The sequence below is a fragment of the Pseudomonas sp. 22526 genome (assembly GCF_052044735.1).
Taxonomy (GTDB): Bacteria; Pseudomonadota; Gammaproteobacteria; order Pseudomonadales; family Pseudomonadaceae; genus Aquipseudomonas; species Aquipseudomonas piscium.
Genome location: NZ_JBQENK010000019.1, coordinates 109765 through 126179 on the forward strand (window position 1 = coordinate 109765; position 16415 = coordinate 126179).

General features: G+C 65.0%; 14 protein-coding genes. All 14 read right to left on the reverse strand.

Annotation, left to right across the window (positions count from 1 at the left end; genetic code table 11):
- Nucleotides 1–38 precede the first annotated feature (38 nt).
- Nucleotides 39–212 (reverse strand): DUF3094 family protein, encoded by a 174-nt coding sequence (locus ACTJKT_RS24885; protein WP_007924710.1) that lies wholly within the window; start codon nt 210–212, stop codon nt 39–41.
- Between the two features lie 210 nt (nt 213–422).
- Nucleotides 423–1052, reverse strand: coding sequence for a DUF1780 domain-containing protein (locus tag ACTJKT_RS24890; RefSeq protein ID WP_007924708.1), 630 nt, complete (start codon nt 1050–1052; stop codon nt 423–425).
- Nucleotides 1053–1167: 115 nt separating this feature from the next.
- A complete protein-coding gene (locus ACTJKT_RS24895; protein ID WP_440788924.1) occupies nt 1168–2574 on the reverse strand; it encodes a lipid II flippase MurJ in 1407 nt (468 codons plus the stop codon).
- Nucleotides 2574–3395 (reverse strand): acyltransferase, encoded by an 822-nt coding sequence (locus tag ACTJKT_RS24900; protein WP_440788925.1) that lies wholly within the window; start codon nt 3393–3395, stop codon nt 2574–2576. The genes ACTJKT_RS24895 and ACTJKT_RS24900 overlap by 1 nt, the downstream gene beginning before the upstream one ends.
- Nucleotides 3392–4789: an O-antigen ligase family protein gene (locus ACTJKT_RS24905; protein ID WP_440788926.1), complete on the reverse strand. Its 1398-nt coding sequence runs from the start codon at nt 4787–4789 to the stop codon at nt 3392–3394. Before ACTJKT_RS24905 ends, ACTJKT_RS24900 begins: the two co-directional genes overlap by 4 nt.
- On the reverse strand, nt 4789–5892 hold the full coding sequence (locus ACTJKT_RS24910) for a glycosyltransferase family 4 protein (RefSeq protein WP_440788927.1): 1104 nt from the start codon (nt 5890–5892) through the stop codon (nt 4789–4791). The genes ACTJKT_RS24905 and ACTJKT_RS24910 overlap by 1 nt, the downstream gene beginning before the upstream one ends.
- Nucleotides 5883–7097 carry a glycosyltransferase family 4 protein gene (locus ACTJKT_RS24915; RefSeq protein WP_440788928.1) on the reverse strand — a complete coding sequence of 405 codons (1215 nt, stop codon included), beginning with the start codon at nt 7095–7097 and terminating at the stop codon, nt 5883–5885. The genes ACTJKT_RS24910 and ACTJKT_RS24915 overlap by 10 nt, the downstream gene beginning before the upstream one ends.
- A gap of 25 nt (nt 7098–7122) precedes the next feature.
- Nucleotides 7123–8466, reverse strand: coding sequence for a beta-xylosidase (locus ACTJKT_RS24920; protein WP_440788929.1), 1344 nt, complete (start codon nt 8464–8466; stop codon nt 7123–7125).
- Nucleotides 8466–9644: a glycosyltransferase gene (locus ACTJKT_RS24925; protein ID WP_440788930.1), complete on the reverse strand. Its 1179-nt coding sequence runs from the start codon at nt 9642–9644 to the stop codon at nt 8466–8468. The genes ACTJKT_RS24920 and ACTJKT_RS24925 overlap by 1 nt, the downstream gene beginning before the upstream one ends.
- Nucleotides 9644–11626, reverse strand: a complete 1983-nt coding sequence (locus ACTJKT_RS24930) for a GumC family protein (protein WP_440788931.1) — start codon at nt 11624–11626, stop codon at nt 9644–9646. Before ACTJKT_RS24930 ends, ACTJKT_RS24925 begins: the two co-directional genes overlap by 1 nt.
- Before the next feature lie 67 nt (nt 11627–11693).
- Nucleotides 11694–12518, reverse strand: a complete 825-nt coding sequence (locus ACTJKT_RS24935; protein ID WP_440788932.1) for a polysaccharide biosynthesis/export family protein — start codon at nt 12516–12518, stop codon at nt 11694–11696.
- Nucleotides 12519–12525: 7 nt separating this feature from the next.
- Nucleotides 12526–13437: a glycosyltransferase family 2 protein gene (locus ACTJKT_RS24940; protein WP_440788944.1), complete on the reverse strand. Its 912-nt coding sequence runs from the start codon at nt 13435–13437 to the stop codon at nt 12526–12528.
- Nucleotides 13437–14897, reverse strand: a complete 1461-nt coding sequence (locus ACTJKT_RS24945; protein WP_440788933.1) for a mannose-1-phosphate guanylyltransferase/mannose-6-phosphate isomerase — start codon at nt 14895–14897, stop codon at nt 13437–13439. The genes ACTJKT_RS24940 and ACTJKT_RS24945 overlap by 1 nt, the downstream gene beginning before the upstream one ends.
- Nucleotides 14897–16333: an undecaprenyl-phosphate glucose phosphotransferase gene (locus ACTJKT_RS24950; protein WP_440788934.1), complete on the reverse strand. Its 1437-nt coding sequence runs from the start codon at nt 16331–16333 to the stop codon at nt 14897–14899. The genes ACTJKT_RS24945 and ACTJKT_RS24950 overlap by 1 nt, the downstream gene beginning before the upstream one ends.
- Between the last annotated feature and the right edge of the window lie 82 nt (nt 16334–16415).

Sequence of the window (16415 nt, forward strand, 5' to 3'; positions counted from 1 at the left end):
AGAAATCGGTACGGTTACCCGAGCGAGCGCGATGCAGCTCATAGCGTCAGGTAACTGATAAATCGGCTCAGCAGGCCCAGGCCAATGGTGATGGTCACGACTATCACGAGGAGCATCCACGGCCGGAAGGGACGGCGCTCGACTCGGTGCTGGGCCAGTTGCAGGTATTCTTCGACATGGCGTTGGTCGTCGGGGTTCAGGCGGCTGGTCATAAAAAGCCTCGTCAGCTAGACGTTGCGAAAAGTATGAAGGTTACAGCGCAGTGCCATCTTGTCGGGCTATGCGGCATGGAACGGAGCATAGCCGCTCGCGGATGCGGACCTTGTCATCGCGCGAGTGATTGCGCTTTGTAACACTCGCTGGGTGTTTGCGCCATGCCACGAATGGCCGGAAGGGGCCCGGGAAACTCTGTTCCAGGCGGCTTACAGGCTGATTCCGACGTCGAAGAGGATGCTGCGCCCCAGGTTGCCACGCAGGAAGTCCGGCGCGTCGGGATGGGCGAACAGCACGCGGGCGAAGGTCGGCCCCACCAGCGACAACGAGCGCCAGCCCTGGCGCAGATACTCGGTCGGTGGCGGGAAATGGCTGTTGAGGTCGAGCACTTCGCGCTTGAGGCTGGCGAAGGCGATGATGTCCAGCTCCCCCAGGTCCATGCCGCGTTCCTTGTAGTTGTGGGCTTTCTTGCGCAGGGTCGGGGCGAGCCTGAGCAACAGTTCGTTGGCCGGAATGCGCTTGGGCTTGGCCTCGCGCCGCACCAGCTGGCTGAGGGAGAAGGCGCTGCGGCGCCGTTGCAACTCGTCGCGCCATTCGTCGTTGAGGCGGCGGCCTTCGTCCAGCACGAAGAACACCTCGAAACAGGCCTCACGAAACAGTACGTCCGGCGGCTCCTGCCCGGCGGGCGTGAACTCGTCGGCACGGTAGGGGATGTTCAAGCCTTGCAGCAGGCGCTGGCAGACCCAACGCTCACGCTCCCATTTGCGCGCATTGGACAGGAACGCGTTGGCTTGTTCGGCCTGAATGGTGAGCAGGCGCAGGTAATCTGAGTCATCCATAGTCCAAGCTTAGCGTCCAAACGCTGATCCAAGAAATACACTCTGCCGGGTCGGCGGGGGCTGACTGCACTTATAACGGATAAGTGTGACATCAGGTCAACCCTCTGCCGCTCGTTCAGGCCCGCCAGGGTTTCAGCCAGAGGCCCAGGGCGATCAGCAGGAGCAGCCCGGCCACTGTGCTGAGCCCCAGTTGCAGCCAGACGTTCGGCAGCGGATGCAACAGCAGCGCCGCGGCACTCAGCAGGACGGCGCTGATGGCCCAGCGCACTGGCCAGCTGATGAGGCTGAGCAACTGTTGGCGCTGCATCAGCAACAGGTTGGTCAGGATCACGCCGCCGAGGGCGGCCAGGGGAATCGCATTCAACCCCGCGATCAGCGGCAAGCCCGCCAGCAGCAAGGCGTTGAGCAGGCTGCCGAGCAGTTCGCAGTACAGCGGCGTTCGGGTATCGCCGGCGGCATAGGCGTAGCGCGCGAGCATGGCGTTCCAGGCGCCGAACACCAGGGATACGGCGAACCAGCCCAGCAGCGCCGGCAGCGGCCCGTCGGCGCTCTGGGCGGGCAGCAACCAGTGGATCAGCGCCGGGCTGGCGCCCACCAGGCCGAGGGCCGCTGGCAGGCTCAGCAGGGTCGCGGCGTCGAGCCCGCGATGCAGCAGCCCCAGGCGCTGGTCGCCGGACTTGCCGCTCATCAAGCCGAGCAGGACCTGGTTCAGGCTCATCAAGGCAATCAACGGCAGGTTGATCAGTTTGCGCGCCAGGTTGACCCAGGTCACCGCGCCTTCGCCCAGGTAGCTGGCGACCACCCGCTCCACCAGCGCCAAGCCCTGGCTGGCCAGGTTGCTGGTCAGCAGCGGGCCGAGGCGCACCAGCAATTCACGGCCGGCCCCGGCGTCCCCGCGGACCTGCCAGGGGCGCCATCCGATTTGCCAGATCGCCGGCACCAGCGACAGGCACATCAGCAGGCTGCCGAGAAAAAACGCCAGCGAAAGGCCGGAGCCCAGGCTCGCCTGGCCGTAGAAAAACAGATAAAGCACCGGTGGCAGGTTGAACAGCAGCGAGCCCAGCCCCGGCAGGACAAAACGTTGCCGGGCGTGCAGCGGAATGCTGAACAGCGCATGCAGGAGCAGGCCGGGGATACAGGCGGCCAGGCTGCGCAGGTTGGCGGCGGCTTCGGCCTGGGCTGCGCTGTCGAGCCCGGGACCGATCAGGCGGATCCACAGTGGTGCGCTCAAGGCCAGCAGGGCATACAGCCCCAGTCCCAGGCCCAGCAGACGCGGACTCAGGCCGGCCAGCCAGGCGTGCTGGCGTTGGGCGTCGCGCTCCTGATAGAGCGGCAGCGCCGCGGCCGCCAGGATACCGGCCGCCAGGGTCATGCGCAGGGCTTCGGGAATGAACACCGCGACCAGGAAGGCATCGCTGCGGCTGCCCGCGCCCCAGGCCGCCACCAGCAGCCATTCGCGGGCAAAACCGGCGAGCAGCCCGGCGAGGGTCGCCAGGGTCAGTAGCAGGGTGCTGCCGAGCATCAATAGAACAGGGTGAACAGGCCTTTGCCACCCACCTTGTAGTTCAGGTCGTGAGGGCGCTCGCCCATGGGTTTGGCACCGCTGCCACCGATGATCTTGTAGGGGGGAACGGCCTTGGCCACCAGGGTGTTGGCGGTCACTACCGCTCCGCGACCGATGTGCGAGCCATGGGCGAGCAGCGCCCGGGTGGCGATCCAGGCGTAGTCATCGATGTAGATGGGCGCGGATATCGACCAGAACTCGGGGCTCATCGGGTCATGGCCGCCGGCGAGAATCAGCACATGGGAGGCGATCGTCACATGATCGCCGATGATCAGCCCGGCCCGGGCGTCGACCTGACAATGCCAGGCGATCACGCTGTCCTCGCCGATCACCAGGTTTTCCACCCCCAGCACCTCGGTGTTGCGCCAGATGGTCGAGCCCTTGCCGATTTTCGCGCCGCCCAGGCGCAGCCAGGCGATGCGCACGTGATGGCTGGGGATCTTGTTGATCAGGATGTTGTAGGCCTGCTCCCAGGCCCGCAGCCAGCGGTCCTTGAGGGTGGCCAGGTTCTTGCCGTAGCGCGGCACCAGGGTGGTGGGGATGTCCTGCTTCAAGCGGCCATACAGGCGCCGGGCCAGGGGATGTTCGATGATCTGTTCGATGTCCACCGAGCAGACGCTGTAGCGCGCCTGCTCGCCGTCGCCCTCGACGAACAGCACGTCGTTGTTCAGCCCCCAGCTGTAGGCCTCGAGCAGTTCATCGTGGCTGACGCCCAGCTCCGAGGCCAGGGCAGGCAGGCGTTCCGGCAGATCCGCAGAATGGAAAATACGGTGTTTCATGCTTGGCGATCCTTGGGGTTGATGAGGGGGAGAGTGATGGCCGGGCGTAACCGGACCTGTTGCAGGCTCATGCCCATCAACAGCCAGAACAGACCGATCAACACGAAAGTGAAGCTGAAGTAGTGGTCGAACAGACCCGTCAGCAACGCCGCCAGCAGGCCGGAAATGCAGCCCAGCCACAGTGCGTTGTCAGCGGTTATCTGACGGATCGGCGCCAGTGGGCGCACCTCGCGCCACCACATCAGGGTGACGGCGATGAACAGCAGCATCCCCGGAATGCCGATCTTGTAGATGAAGTTCAGCCACAGGTTGGAGATGCCCGGCAGGTCGGTGCCCGGTACCGGCGGATCGACCTTGAAGCCGATGCCCAGCGGGTAGCGCATCATTGCCTCGGGGAATTTCGCGTACTCGTCGAAACGCACTTCGGTACTGGCGTTGGTCGCCGAGAACATGGTCATCAGGCGTTCCTGCAGCGGCGGATAGAACATCACCAGGGCCACCGCGAAGGCCGCCCCGAGGCCGATGATCCGGCCGCTGTAGGGCACGCGTTTGTAGGTCAGCCAGAGCAGCACCAGGGCCAGGGCCAGGATCGCCCCGCGGGAAATACTCAGCAGCAGCCCGGCGCAACCCAGGATCGCCACCGCCAGCCCCAGGGCCCGGCGCGCGCCGGTCCGGGTCCAGCCATAGAGCAGCGCCAGGGGAATGAACAGCACCAGCACGCCGCCGGTGAGGTTGGGGTGAACCCAGGGCGATGCCATGCGCTGGTAGTTGGCGGAGAAGATGTCCTTCACTGCTTCCGGGTGGGCGTACTTGAGGTCGGTGAGGACCGGGATCATCGACATCGCGTTGCGCGACTTGATGAACATGCCGATCGACAACAGCAGCATCAGCAGAGTGCCCAGCAGCAGGGCGATCACCACTTTGTCGCGGTCGGCATCGGTGCGCAGCAGCAACGGCACCATGAACAGCAGCGACAGGTTCATCAGCCAGCGCACCCAGTTCACCGGGCCGTTGCCATCGGCATGAATGATCAGCATGCCCCAGACAAAGGGAATGGCGCTGAACAGCATCAGCCAGGCCATGGCCCGTTCGGTGGGACGCCAGAGCATGAGGTTGCGGGTCTTGCCGATGAAGGATTGCCAGAACAACCCGACCCAGGTCAGGCCCAGCACCGCTTCACTGACCGTGGTGCGAATCCCCAGTTGCAGCGTGGTGTAGGGGATGCAGGTGGCCAGCACGGCGAAGATCAGCAGGCCCCACAGCGGCTTGCGGATCAGCGTCAGGGTCACGGCCAGGCCGATCACCACGAAGATGACTTTTGCCGGTGGCAGGGCCCACAACAGAACCCCGAAGATCAACCCCAGGGTCAGGCCAATGAATTTTCCTGGCAGCATCAGTGAAAGAGCCCTGTGAGCAAGGTATCGAGGCGCTGGCGGTAGGTCGGTTCGGCAAATTGCCGGGCCCAGTCGCGCAGGGTGTCCGGATCCGGTCTGTTGCTGTCCTGGGCCTGTTCGATCAGCGCGTTGCGCAGGCTGGCGCGATCACGGGCATCGAAGCGCCGCGCGCCAGGCGGGGTGACCTCGTCGAGGGCCGAGCCCCTGGCCACCGCGACCGGCGTACCCTGCCACAGCGCCTCGACCACCGGCAGGCCGAAGCCTTCGGCGTAGGAGGGTTGCCACAGGCAGTCGGTGTGCTGGTACAGGGCCTGCAACTGCTCGTCGCTGACGCCGTTGACCCAATGCAGGCCGGGCAACTGGCTCAGGTTCGCCGGCAGGTCGCTGGCATGCCCGACCAGGACCAGCTCCGGCACTTGCGGGTTTTCCTGGCGGCAGCGCTGCCACTGCTCGATGAAGAACGGCATGTTCTTGCGCGGCTCCCGCGTCCCGACGGCCAGCCAGTAGCGCTCGGGCAGGCCCGCCGGCAGCGGACCGATAGCGCCCTGGAATTCCGGCACCAGGTTGTTCAGCACGCGGAACTTCGGCCGCGCCCAGGGAAACAGCCGGGCCGCTTCGCTGCAGGAAAACCGCGAAGGGCACCAGACTTCATCGGCGACCCAGATCGACCAGGCGATCGACACGGCATCGATCAGCCGATAGGCCAGGGCCTTGAGCTGCGAGCGGTGGAAGTTGCGCTGGGTCAGCTGGAACAGGTCATGCAGGATCAGCACATAACGGGTGCCCGCCGGCTTGTGGCCGATGGGCAGGCCCATGTTGGCGGTGGCGATATACAGGTCGACCGACTGCTCGCGAATGGTCGCCGGCAAGAATTTGCGTTCGAAGCGCAGGCGCACGCCGGGGCGTTGCACGCCATCGAGGGGGCTCGGCCAGGCCGGACAGAAGGCGGTCTGGCGTTGCTCATGCTCCAGTGGCGCTTCGCTCACCAGCAGCAATTCGGTGTTTTCACGGGCGCGCAAGGCCTGTTCCAGTGCCTTGACCTGACGGGCGATGCCCGAGGAGGGAGCGACCGTGGCCGGACGATAATCGAGGGCTACACGCATGCGGGATGCTCCTGTGTGGAGGGCAGGGTCCGGTAGATCTGTTCCAGTTCGTCACCGGCCACGGCCCAGTCGTGATACTGGCGGGCATACAGGCGAGCAGCGCTGGCCAGTTGGGCGGCGCGGGTCGGCTCGCGCAACAGGCGAATCACGGCATCGGCCAGGGCCTGGGCATTGTCGCCTGCCAGGTAATGTTCCTCGGGGCGGATGGCCAGGCCCGAGGCGCCTTGCGCGGTGCTGACCAGCGGCAGGCCGGCGGCCATGGCTTCGAGCACCTTGAGCTTGGAGCCGCCGCCCTGGCGCAACGGCGCGATGAACAGCGCGCAACGTCGTTGCAGGTCGGGCAGGTCCGGCACGAAGCCGACCCACTCGATGCGGCTGTCGGTCCAGCGCTCGGGCCAGTTGGCCGGCAAGGCATACCCGGCCACCGCCAGGCGTGCCTCGGGGCAGTGGCTCCAGACCTGCGGGAAGATCTCGTCGAGCATCCACTGCACGGCGTCCAGGTTCGGTGCGTATTCGTAGTTGCCGACGAACAGCACCCGCTGGCTCTGCGGGTCGGCCGAGACTTCGGCAAAGCTGCGGCTGTCGACGCCGTTGACCACCACCTCGACCGGGGTACGGGTCAGTTGGCGCATGGCTTGGGCGTCGCTTTCGGTCACCGCGACCACCTGGCGGGCCGCGTCGAACGCCTTGCGTTCCCACTGCCGGCAGCGCCATTGGTCGTAGCGCACGAAGAGGCTGGCCCAGGCCGGGAAGCGGTCATAGGTCGCGCCGCCCAGGCTGGATTCGAGGTTGTGCTCGGTGAGCACGAAGTCCCGGCCGGCCCGCCGCAGCGGTTGCAGATAGGGTTGCAGGCTGTAGCTATGCTCGACCTGGATCACATCCCAGGGCTCCTGCAGCAGGCTGTCGAAGCGCTCGCGCAAAGGGCGCGACACGCCGTTGACCGTAGTCAGCAGCGGCCAGGGCGCGAACAGCCCGGCCAGCAGCGTGACCGGATGCTTCAGCGGGCGCCGGGGCACCAGGATCAGGCGCTCCAGCCAGGGTTCGAGGGCGGCGCGGGTAGCGGCATCGGCCTCGGTCTTCGACTGCACCAGCAAGGTGATGCGGTGCCCCCGCTCGCTCAAGGTCCGGAGCAAGTGAAACTGGCGAGTCTTGCCTCCGCTGGTCATGGGCCAGGGCAGGTAGGGGAGAATCCAGAGAATCTTCACGTACGGCACTCCAGGTCGAGATCGATTACCACACGAGAATCTGCAGGGACGATTTCACGGTCGGCTGGATGCCGTCCGCGGCGTCGAGACTGGCCCGGGTTCCGCTGAGCGGATCGTAGAGTTCCGCCTGGTGCACCTGGGGCAAGCGGATGGTGCCGCCCTTGGCGCTCCAGAACATCAGCAGGCGCTTACCGTCGTCGCGGGTCCAGGACACGCTGTAGAAGGTGTCGGGCAGGTTTGCAAGCTCCGGCGTCTTGCCGGGCTTGAGGCGCGCACCGGTGATTTCGAGAAACCGCGCGAGCGCCTGGTACACCGGCTTGGGTTCGCCGTTGAGGTCGAGCAGGCCGTAATGCTGGTCACGGGCCGAGGCGCGCGAGTCGAGATCGGAAAGGGCGAAGAGGAAGATCCGCTCGTAGTCCTGATCGCTCATCAACGCCAGGCGGCGCAGGGTGTAGTCGGCCTGGCCGTCGACGCCAATCAGCCGCTGCATCTCCTTGGGCCCCGCGTAGCTCGACCAGCCCCACTCGGTGGCCCAGATCCTCTTCAGACCGGCGCCATGCAGCATGTCGTTGAGCTGCTTGCCGCGCAGCAGCACTTCGTTCTTGCCCGGCTCATCGCTTTCCGGGGTTTCCGAATACGGGTGATAGGCGGCGACCATGCCCAGGCTCTGCACGCCGAGTTCGCCGAGCTTTTCGAACATCAGCGCGTTGCGCTGGGTCGGCATCTGGCTGTAGTAGGCCATGCCACCCATGACCTGGATCTTGTCCGGCGCCACCTGCTTCAGGGCCTGATGAGTCGCCAGCAACAGCTCGCCGTAGCCCTTGGCATCGGGTTTCGGCCGCCAGTTGTTGGGTATGTTCTGTTCATTCCATGCCTGCCAGGCGTCGATGTTCGGGTAACGCTGGGCCAGCATCGCCATGCGCGTGGCGAAGACTTTCGGATCGCGCGGCGGGTACTGGTCCTGGAAGGGCCCGCCCTTGGGGGCGGTGGTGACGAAGGGCGCCGAGCCCACCAGGTAGAACAGCGACTTGAGTTTCGCGTCGGTCAGGGTCCGGTCCAGTTCGTCGAGGGTGCTGAGCTGGTAACCCTCTTCGGTGGGCTCGAGCCGGTCCCAGTGCAGGTCGACCCGCACCCATTGCAGGCCGAGCTGTTTATAGGCGGCGATCTGTTTGCGGTATTGCTGCGGGGTGAACCACAGGAAGTGCGCGTTGACCCCCAGGTAGTCCTTCCACACCAGGGTGCGATCGGGGGCCAGGTTGATCGGTGTGGCATCCACCGGCTCGCTGAGCATCAGCGCGCCGCCAACCGCCAGCGCGGCCACCAGCGGTAAGTAGCGCAATAGCGGGCGACGTTTCAGGTGTAGCTTCATTACGACCGCTCCTTGCACACTTCATTGAACAGTTCGGCGAAGCGCCGCGCGGTGGCGCTCCACTCGCGCTGTTGCCCGGCCTCGCTGGCCCGCGCGGCCCACTGGCGAGCCAGTTCGGGCTCCAGCACCAGGCGGCTCAGGTGCTGGCTCAGCGCTTCGACATCGCCTTGCTGATAGGTCACGCCATTGCCGCCGGCAACCTCCTCGGCAAAGGCCCGGGCATTGGAGGTGACCACCCCGCGACCACAGGCATTGGCCCAGGACAGGGCGCCGCTGGTGCCACGCATCTGGCCGAGCCAGGCGAGTTTTTTCGATTCGCGGTACGGCAGCACCATCACATGGTGGGCCTGGATGGTGCGGGCGATCTCGGCGGACGGCAGGTCCAGTTGCCAGTCCACCACATCGTCCAGTTGCAGTTCGCGAATGCGCTGGCGCAGGCCGTCGAGGTAGTTGCCGGCCGGGTCGAAGGTCATTTCCGGGGCGGTGCCGCCAGCCAGGGTCAGGCGGACCTGGCCACGGCACTGCGGGTTGGCCGCCAGGGTACGGGCCAGGGCTTCGATCAAGTCCTCGATGCCCTTGCCGCGGTAGATGAAACCGAAGTACAGCAGGCGCAACGGTAGCAGCGGTGGCAGTTCGGCCGCGGGGATCGGCAGGTTGCCGTGGGCGATCACCGCCACCTGTTGCGCTTGCAGGCCCATGCGCTGGCGCAGGCAGTCGCCGCCCAGCCGGGTCAGGGTGATCAGCCGGCGCATGCCACGGGCCAGGCGCCGTTCTTCATGCAGGGTCAGCGGGTCGGCGAGCAGCGCCGCCGCTTGCGGCAGCGGGTGCGGCAGGCGTTCGAGCAGGGTCAGCGGCCAGAACAGCCGGGCACGCCGCCAGATCAGGCGTTCCGGGTCATGCACGGTGGCGGTGCGGGGAATCCGCGGTTGTTCGCTGCTCAGGTAGTCGAGCGCCTGGAATTCGCCGAAGCGACCACCCCCGAGTTCGGCGTGCACCAGGTCGATGCCTGTCCAGTCGAAGGCGCGCAGACGCGTCAGTTGTTCCGCTGGATCCTGACAGCCGGCCAGCGGCGTCAGCACTTCGATGCCAAGGCCGCGCAGCGCATTGCTGAAATGCGCGGCGTAGTCGGCGATACCGGTCTGTTCCGGCGGCAGCGGGGCCAGCAAGGCGATACGCATCAGGCGGCACCGCGCCAGCTGTTGATCCGCTCCAGCACGTTGGACGGTACTTCGAAGCGGCGACGGTTGAGGATCAGCCCATCGACCTTGCCGAAGGCGGTGGTCAGCAGCGACATCGCGTTCTCGATCATCGGCACGGTGCTGATCCGAGCCTCGATCACCAGGGCGATCAGGTCGGCGCGGCGCAGGATCAGGAAGGCCTCCTGGTTCGACAACAGGGCCGAGGCATCCAGCAGCAGCACTTCACCGGGCTGGGCCGGCGCGCTGTCGTTGACTCGCACGCGCTGGCCGCGCTCCTCCAGCAGGCGGCGCAGGCGTTCGAGGATGAAACTCACGCCTTCGCCATGGCGCGCCGAGGTCAGGCCCAGGGTCAAGCCCTGGCTCTCGATGCGGTCCATGGGCAACAGGCTGTAGAGCCGGTAGATGCTCGCAGTCATCGCCGCGGGCGTGGCGTCTTCGAGGTCCGGCACACTGCCCCACAGCGGCACCTGGAACAGCTCCGGCAGGCGCGAGCCGTCGTGGATGCGCTGGTCCAGCAGGTAGCAGACATAGATGGTCAAGAGACCCACGGCGACCCCCGCGGGAATGGCGAACAGCAGGATCAGCAGGCTCTTGGGGAAGACCCGCGCCGGGTTGAAGGTGGCATGCTCGATGATCGCGATGTTGCTGATCTGGCTGCTGTCGAGCTCGTGGTCGATGCGCGCCTGTTCCAGGTTTTCCGAGTACAGCGCGTAGCTCTTTTCAGCGGTGCGCAACTGCTGGGTCAGGCGGTTGAGTTCGGGCTCGTCGGTCAGTACCCGGTCGCGCTCGGTACGCAGGGCGGCAAGGGTCTTGTCGTAGTTCTCGATCTGCCCGGTCAGCCGGCGCTGTTGCAGCTGGGCATCGATGACCTGCTGCTTGACGTTGGTCACCAGGCTGTTGGGCGCGGTGTTCTTCGAGCGTTCCAGGCGAGTCTCTTCCTGTTCGCTGAGGACCTGCAGGTCGTGGATGTTCTGTTCGATCTGCTTGACCGCCGGCGCCTCGGGCAAATAAGTACGCATCAAGCGCGCGCGTTCCACTTGCAGGGTGTTGAGCTGGCGCTTGAGGTCGAGCTGGGTCGGGTTGAGGCTGGTCTCGCGACTGGTCACCACTTCGCCGGGCTGATCGAGAATCTGCTGGCGGGCGTTGATCAGGAAGCTGCTGATCCCGGACAGCTGGTTCTGCGCATCGACACGGGCGTCGGTCAGCCGGTCGATCTGGCTGGTGAGGTTTTCCAGGCGCGCACTGACGCTGATCGAATCGATCTGCTTCAGGCGGTTCTGCAACTGTTCCTTGAGGCTGAGGATCTGCGCGGCCACCTTGTTGCCTTCGCCCTCATAGAAGGCATAGAGGCTCTTGCGACCGAGCACCCGGGCGCGTTCCTCAAGGAAGGTGTCGACCCAGATCTTCACCACTTGCTGCGCGACTTCCGGGTCGTCCCAGGTAAAGCTGATATCGATCACCGAGGAGCCCGCTTCATGGCTGGCCTGGAAGTTCTTTTCCAGGCGGGTCGCCAGGCGGTCCAGCGGGCTCTGCGGCTCCGACAGACCGACCAGTTGCAACAGGCTGCGCAGGGCGTCGATGGCGGTGCCCATGGCCTTCTTGGCGTAGAACTTGAGGGTCTTCCAGAAGCCCTGGGGTTCGGCGGCTGCGCTCAGTTCCAGGTAGCGCTGGGCGACGATGTGCACGATGGGCCGGCCGGTGAGCATCTTCTCCTCATCGACGATCGGGTCGTGCTGGGTGCTGGGCGAGATCAGCGTCTGGCGGTTGCCGGCCTCGATCGGCACCGTGGTGCTGTCGCGCCCGGGCTTGACCAGCAGGCGCGCGTCCGACTCGTAGCGCGTCGGCAGCAGGAAGGCGCCCAGTACCGCGACCACGATGGTGGTGATGACCGCCAGCTTGAACTCGCGGCGGAATATGAAGAACAGGCGCAACAGATCGCGTAGAGAGCGTATTTCGATCACGGGATCACTCCGTTGAATGTACTTGAAGCAGTGGCTGGTGGAGGCCGATCAAACGCATCACTCCTGTCTACTGAGAAATGTTATTGACGTTTTCGATGTTGGTGGTGCTGTTGCCACTGTTGCTTACATCCTGGTTGTTCAAGTCGTAGTTGAAGCCCAGGCCGATCCCTTTGTTAACCGGGAACAGCCTGGTGAAGTACATGTCCACCGCTTCCACCGTGCTGCCGATGGTCGATTGCGGCACGTAGATCAGGTCGCCGCGCTGCAGGGCGACCAGCGGATGGTTGGGGTTGCTGAGCATGTTGCTGAGGTTGACGAAGTACATTTTGTACTTGCCGTCGGGGCCGGTCCTGAGCAGGGCGATGTTGGAGCTGTCGGCCGACGGCAGGACGCCGCCGGAGCTGAGCAGGGCCTGCTCCACCGACACGGTTCCGGCGAGGTTGAAGAACGACGGGTTGGCCACCGCGCCGCCGATGAACACCCGGTTGCTCGGGGCAATGGCGATGTTCACGGTCACTTCGGGCTCGCGGTAGATGCGCTTGTAGCGCCCGGTAATTTCCTTGCCCAGGTCTTCCGGGGTCAGCAGCGCGGCCTTGATCCGGCCGATGTTGGGCATCGAGATGAAACCGTCCGGGCGCACCACGAACAGCGTCATGTCGTCGGTGGCGGCCGGCTCCTGGGCATCGCGCACGATGCGCAGGGTGTCGCCGCTCTGGATCAGCACCTGGGCGGGCGGCAGGTCGGCCAGGGTCAGTGCCGCCTCATGGCGGGCCTTGAGGGTGTCGCTGTCGGGCAGCGCGACATGGGCGGGAGTCGAGCAGCCGCCCAGCCACAGCGAGGCGGTCAGGATGCTCAACAGACAAAGCCGGGAAGGTCGGTTAGTAGTCATCATTGACAGCTCAGGTCCAGTAGTTTGAGAACATGCTCAAGCGGCGCTTGAGCGGTGTCGGCAGATGCTGTTCGGCGTGGCCGAGGCGATAGCCCAACAGTTTCAGCGCGCTGCGCAGCAGCACTTCGGGTACGCGTTGCAACTGGCCGGCGTCACGCAAGGCGCGCAACTCGGCCTGGACGTAACGTTTGCCTTCGCCGCCCGCGGTGCCGAAGGCTTCGCGGATCCAGGGCTCGCGGCCATAAAACACGCCGATATCGAAATAGCGGCGGAACTCCTGCATCAGACTGTAGCTGTGGGAATGCTGCACGCAGGCACTGGCGGCGTAGCGCACCAGATAACCGTTGAGCAGCATGCGCGCGGCGACGTGGGCGTCCTCGCTGCCGATCACATCCTCGGGAAAGCCGCCCACCGCTTGCAGGGCGCTGCGCCGGTAGACGGAAAACGAGTCCGAACTGAAGCAGGTCTTGATCCCCAGCTCCCCGGCGTCGGCCAGGCTTTTGCTGCGGCTCTGCGGGCTGTAGTTGAAGTGGCGCGACTGCGCCTCGAGAATCCCGGCCCCGGGGTGCGGCAGCTGACGACCGTAGGCGAGGCCGATCCGCGGATCCTCCTCCAGTTCCTGGATCAGGTTGGCGAAGGTCTGGGGCGTGGCCGGAATCGCATCCTGGGTCAGCAGGATCAGCGCATCGGCATCCACCTGTTCGCTCGCCCAGCGCCGGGTGCCGCCATGGTTGAACTGCTGGGCGGCGATGACCTCCACCCGGGCACCGAACTGCCGGAAGCGGCTGACGGTGTCGTCCGTCGAGCTGCTGTCGACCACCAGCACGCTGTCCGGTTGCAGCGTCTGGGCGGCCAGCGCCGGGAGCAATCGATCGAGGTGTGCTCCGGCGTTGCGGGCGGGAATGATCAGCGCCACCTTCATCATGGTTTTACCTGCACCGGGGCGCGGCCGTAGACGTCTTCGAAACGCACGATGTCGTCCTCGCCCAGGTACTCGCCGCTTTGCACTTCGATCATCACCAGGTCGATGATCCCGGGGTTGGTCAGGCGGTGTTTATGGCCGGCGGGGATATAGGTGGATTCGTTGCTGTTGAGCAGGATCTCCTGGTCGCCATTGGTGATCAGGGCTGCACCGCTGACCACTATCCAGTGCTCGCTGCGGTGATGGTGCATCTGCAGCGACAGCGACTCCTTGGGCTTGACCATGATGCGCTTGATCTTGAAGCGGCTGCTTTCCTCCAGCACGGTGTAGGTCCCCCACGGCCGCGTGACCGTGCGGTGCAGGCTGTAGGCGCTGTGGCCCAGGCGCTTGAGTTCGGTGACGATATGGCGCACGTCCTGGGTCCGCGAGGCATCGGCCACCAGCAGCGCGTCGGGGGTGTCGACGATGATCAGGTCGCTGACGCCAACGGCGCCCAGCACACGCTTGGGCGAGTCGATATAGCAATTGCTCACGTCATGCAGGATGGCTTCGCCGTTGACCTGGTTGCCGGCGGCGTCGCTCGGGGTGAGCTGGCGCAGCGCATCCCAGGAACCGATGTCGCTCCAGCCCAGGTCGCAGGGCACCACGGCGACCCGCTCGGAGCGTTCCATCAGGGCCACGTCGATCGAAACGTCCGGGGCGCGGGCCAGACTGTCGGCGTCGAGTTCACGCTGGCGGCAGTGCTTGTTGTCCAGGGTCATGCCTTGCTCCAGGCAGGCCTGGGCGGCGCTCAGCACCTCGGGAGCGTGCAGGGTCAGCTCTTGCAGCAGGGTATCGGTGCGGAAGCAGAACATCCCGGCGTTCCACAGGTAGTCGCCGCTGTCGACGTAGGCCTGGGCGGTGACCAGGTTGGGTTTTTCGACGAAGCGCGCGACCAGGAACCCCTCCTTCAGCGCCGGGCCCTGTTCGATGTAGCCGAAACCGGTCTCGGGTTTGTCGGGCTGGATGCCGAAGGTCGCCAGATAACCTGCTTCGGCGAGGCTGCGCGCCTTGCCCACGGCGGTGGCGAAGGCGTTCTGGTCGAGGATCAGGTGGTCGGCCGGAAGGATCAGCAACTGCGCCTCGTCGCCCCAGTGCTCGCGCACATGCAGGGCCGCCACGGCGATGGCCACCGCGGTATTGCGCCCGAACGGCTCGAGCAACAGGTCGAGGTCCAGCTTGCCCCGATTGACGCTGCGGTACTCGTCCAGCGAGCGGAACAGCAGGTCGCGGTTGGTCACCGTGACCACGCAGCTGACGTCCGGCAGGTTGCTGGCGCGGACGAAGGTCTTTTGCAGCAGGCTCTGTCCATCGCGCATGCGTATGAATGGCTTGGGCATGTTCTGCCGAGAGACGGGCCACAGGCGCGAGCCCGAGCCGCCGGAAATAATGCAAGGGATCAATCCAGTGAATGCGCTCATCAGTAGACTTCCTTCGTCGAGAGGACGGCCGGAACCGTCATGAAAACGATGTACAGATCCAGCCAGACCGACCACTTGGAGATGTAATCGAGGTCGTACTCCACTCGTTTCTGGATTTTCTGCAGGGTGTCGGTTTCTCCCCGGTAGCCATTGATCTGCGCCCAGCCGGTGATACCGGGCTTGACCCGATGGCGCGAGCTGTATTCGCGCACCGCCTGTTCGAACGGCACTCCCGCCGCCTTGGTGGCGGTGGCATGTGGGCGAGGCCCGACAATCGACATGTTGCCCATCAGCACATTGAACAGCTGGGGCAGTTCATCGATGCTGGTTTTGCGAATGAAGCGTCCGACCCGGGTGATCCGCGGGTCTTCCCGGGTGGTCTGTCGTTCGGCATTGAGGTCCGCCTGCTCGACATACATAGAGCGGAACTTGAACACGCGGATCAGCCGGTCGTTGTAGCCGTAGCGCTTTTGCCGGAACAGCACGGGGCCCTTGGAGTCGAGTTTCACCGCCACGGCGGTGGCCAGCAGCACAGGGGACAACAGGACCAGGCCCAGCAGGGCGAGCACTATGTCCTCGCAGCGCTTGATCAGCGGCGCCCAGCCGCGCAATGGCAGCTCCGAGGTGTTGAACATCAGGATGCCGCCGACATCGGTCATGCGGTTGTGGCCGAAGCGCAGGGTGGTGATGTCGGGCACCAGGGCGACATTCACCGACAACTGCCGCAGCCGGTGCACCAGCTCGCCGATGCGCGCGTGCGCGGCCCAGGGCAGGGCGATCAGTACCTGGTTGACCTGCTCGGAACGGATCAGCTCTTCCAGGTTCTGGGTGTTGCCCAGAAAGGGCAGGTCGCAGAAGGCCTTGGGCACGCGGTCGCTGCGATCGTCGATGAAACCTATCAGGCCGGAGCGGATATCGCCGTGGCGCTGCATGTGTTCGGCAAGGAACAGCGCGCTCTCGCTGAAGCCGAGGATCACCGTGCGTTGCAGGTATTTGCCCCTGGCCATCCACGAATGGAACAGGCGCAGCAGAAACAGGCGCTCGATGCCAAACAGCACGAGGCTGGCGATGAACCAGACAGCCAGGTCCTGCAGGCTGAAGACCGGTAGCAGGTGCAGCCCCTGGTACATGACCAGCAGGATGCAGAAGGCGGAGGTCCAGGCCACCAGCATCGTGCGCAGACGCAGGCGATTGCTGAAGAACTCTTCGGAGTAGACCCCCTGGGCCTGGAACAGGATGACGGTGATCACGGCAAAGAACAGCAGCAGGCCAAGTACGGTTGGCCAGATATCCGCGCTGGCGGATTCAAGACTCAGGAGCAGCAGGATTCCAGGCAGGGCGGCAGACAGGGCGTGCGTCAGTTTCACTCCCGAAATGAAGAGTTCCATGAATCCGGTTCGGGTCAGAAACCTGCTATCAATCGATTTTGTAAGCATCGAATCCCGTCGCTGCCAGGTAAAACCCAGCTCTGATAAGGGTAAAGCCACTACAGAGGCAGGCTGAAAAAACTAAGGCTTA

What these genes read in the sequence shown, in the direction of transcription:
- ACTJKT_RS24885 (WP_007924710.1), bottom strand. Translation starts at nt 212, where the DNA reads ATGACCAGCCGCCTGAACCCCGACGACCAACGCCATGTCGAAGAATAC.
- ACTJKT_RS24890 (WP_007924708.1), bottom strand. Translation starts at nt 1,052, where the DNA reads ATGGATGACTCAGATTACCTGCGCCTGCTCACCATTCAGGCCGAACAA.
- ACTJKT_RS24895 (WP_440788924.1), bottom strand. Translation starts at nt 2,574, where the DNA reads ATGCTCGGCAGCACCCTGCTACTGACCCTGGCGACCCTCGCCGGGCTG.
- ACTJKT_RS24900 (WP_440788925.1), bottom strand. Translation starts at nt 3,395, where the DNA reads ATGAAACACCGTATTTTCCATTCTGCGGATCTGCCGGAACGCCTGCCT.
- ACTJKT_RS24905 (WP_440788926.1), bottom strand. Translation starts at nt 4,789, where the DNA reads ATGCTGCCAGGAAAATTCATTGGCCTGACCCTGGGGTTGATCTTCGGG.
- ACTJKT_RS24910 (WP_440788927.1), bottom strand. Translation starts at nt 5,892, where the DNA reads ATGCGTGTAGCCCTCGATTATCGTCCGGCCACGGTCGCTCCCTCCTCG.
- ACTJKT_RS24920 (WP_440788929.1), bottom strand. Translation starts at nt 8,466, where the DNA reads ATGAAGCTACACCTGAAACGTCGCCCGCTATTGCGCTACTTACCGCTG.
- ACTJKT_RS24925 (WP_440788930.1), bottom strand. Translation starts at nt 9,644, where the DNA reads ATGCGTATCGCCTTGCTGGCCCCGCTGCCGCCGGAACAGACCGGTATC.
- ACTJKT_RS24935 (WP_440788932.1), bottom strand. Translation starts at nt 12,518, where the DNA reads ATGATGACTACTAACCGACCTTCCCGGCTTTGTCTGTTGAGCATCCTG.
- ACTJKT_RS24940 (WP_440788944.1), bottom strand. Translation starts at nt 13,437, where the DNA reads ATGAAGGTGGCGCTGATCATTCCCGCCCGCAACGCCGGAGCACACCTC.
- ACTJKT_RS24945 (WP_440788933.1), bottom strand. Translation starts at nt 14,897, where the DNA reads ATGAGCGCATTCACTGGATTGATCCCTTGCATTATTTCCGGCGGCTCG.
- ACTJKT_RS24950 (WP_440788934.1), bottom strand. Translation starts at nt 16,333, where the DNA reads ATGCTTACAAAATCGATTGATAGCAGGTTTCTGACCCGAACCGGATTC.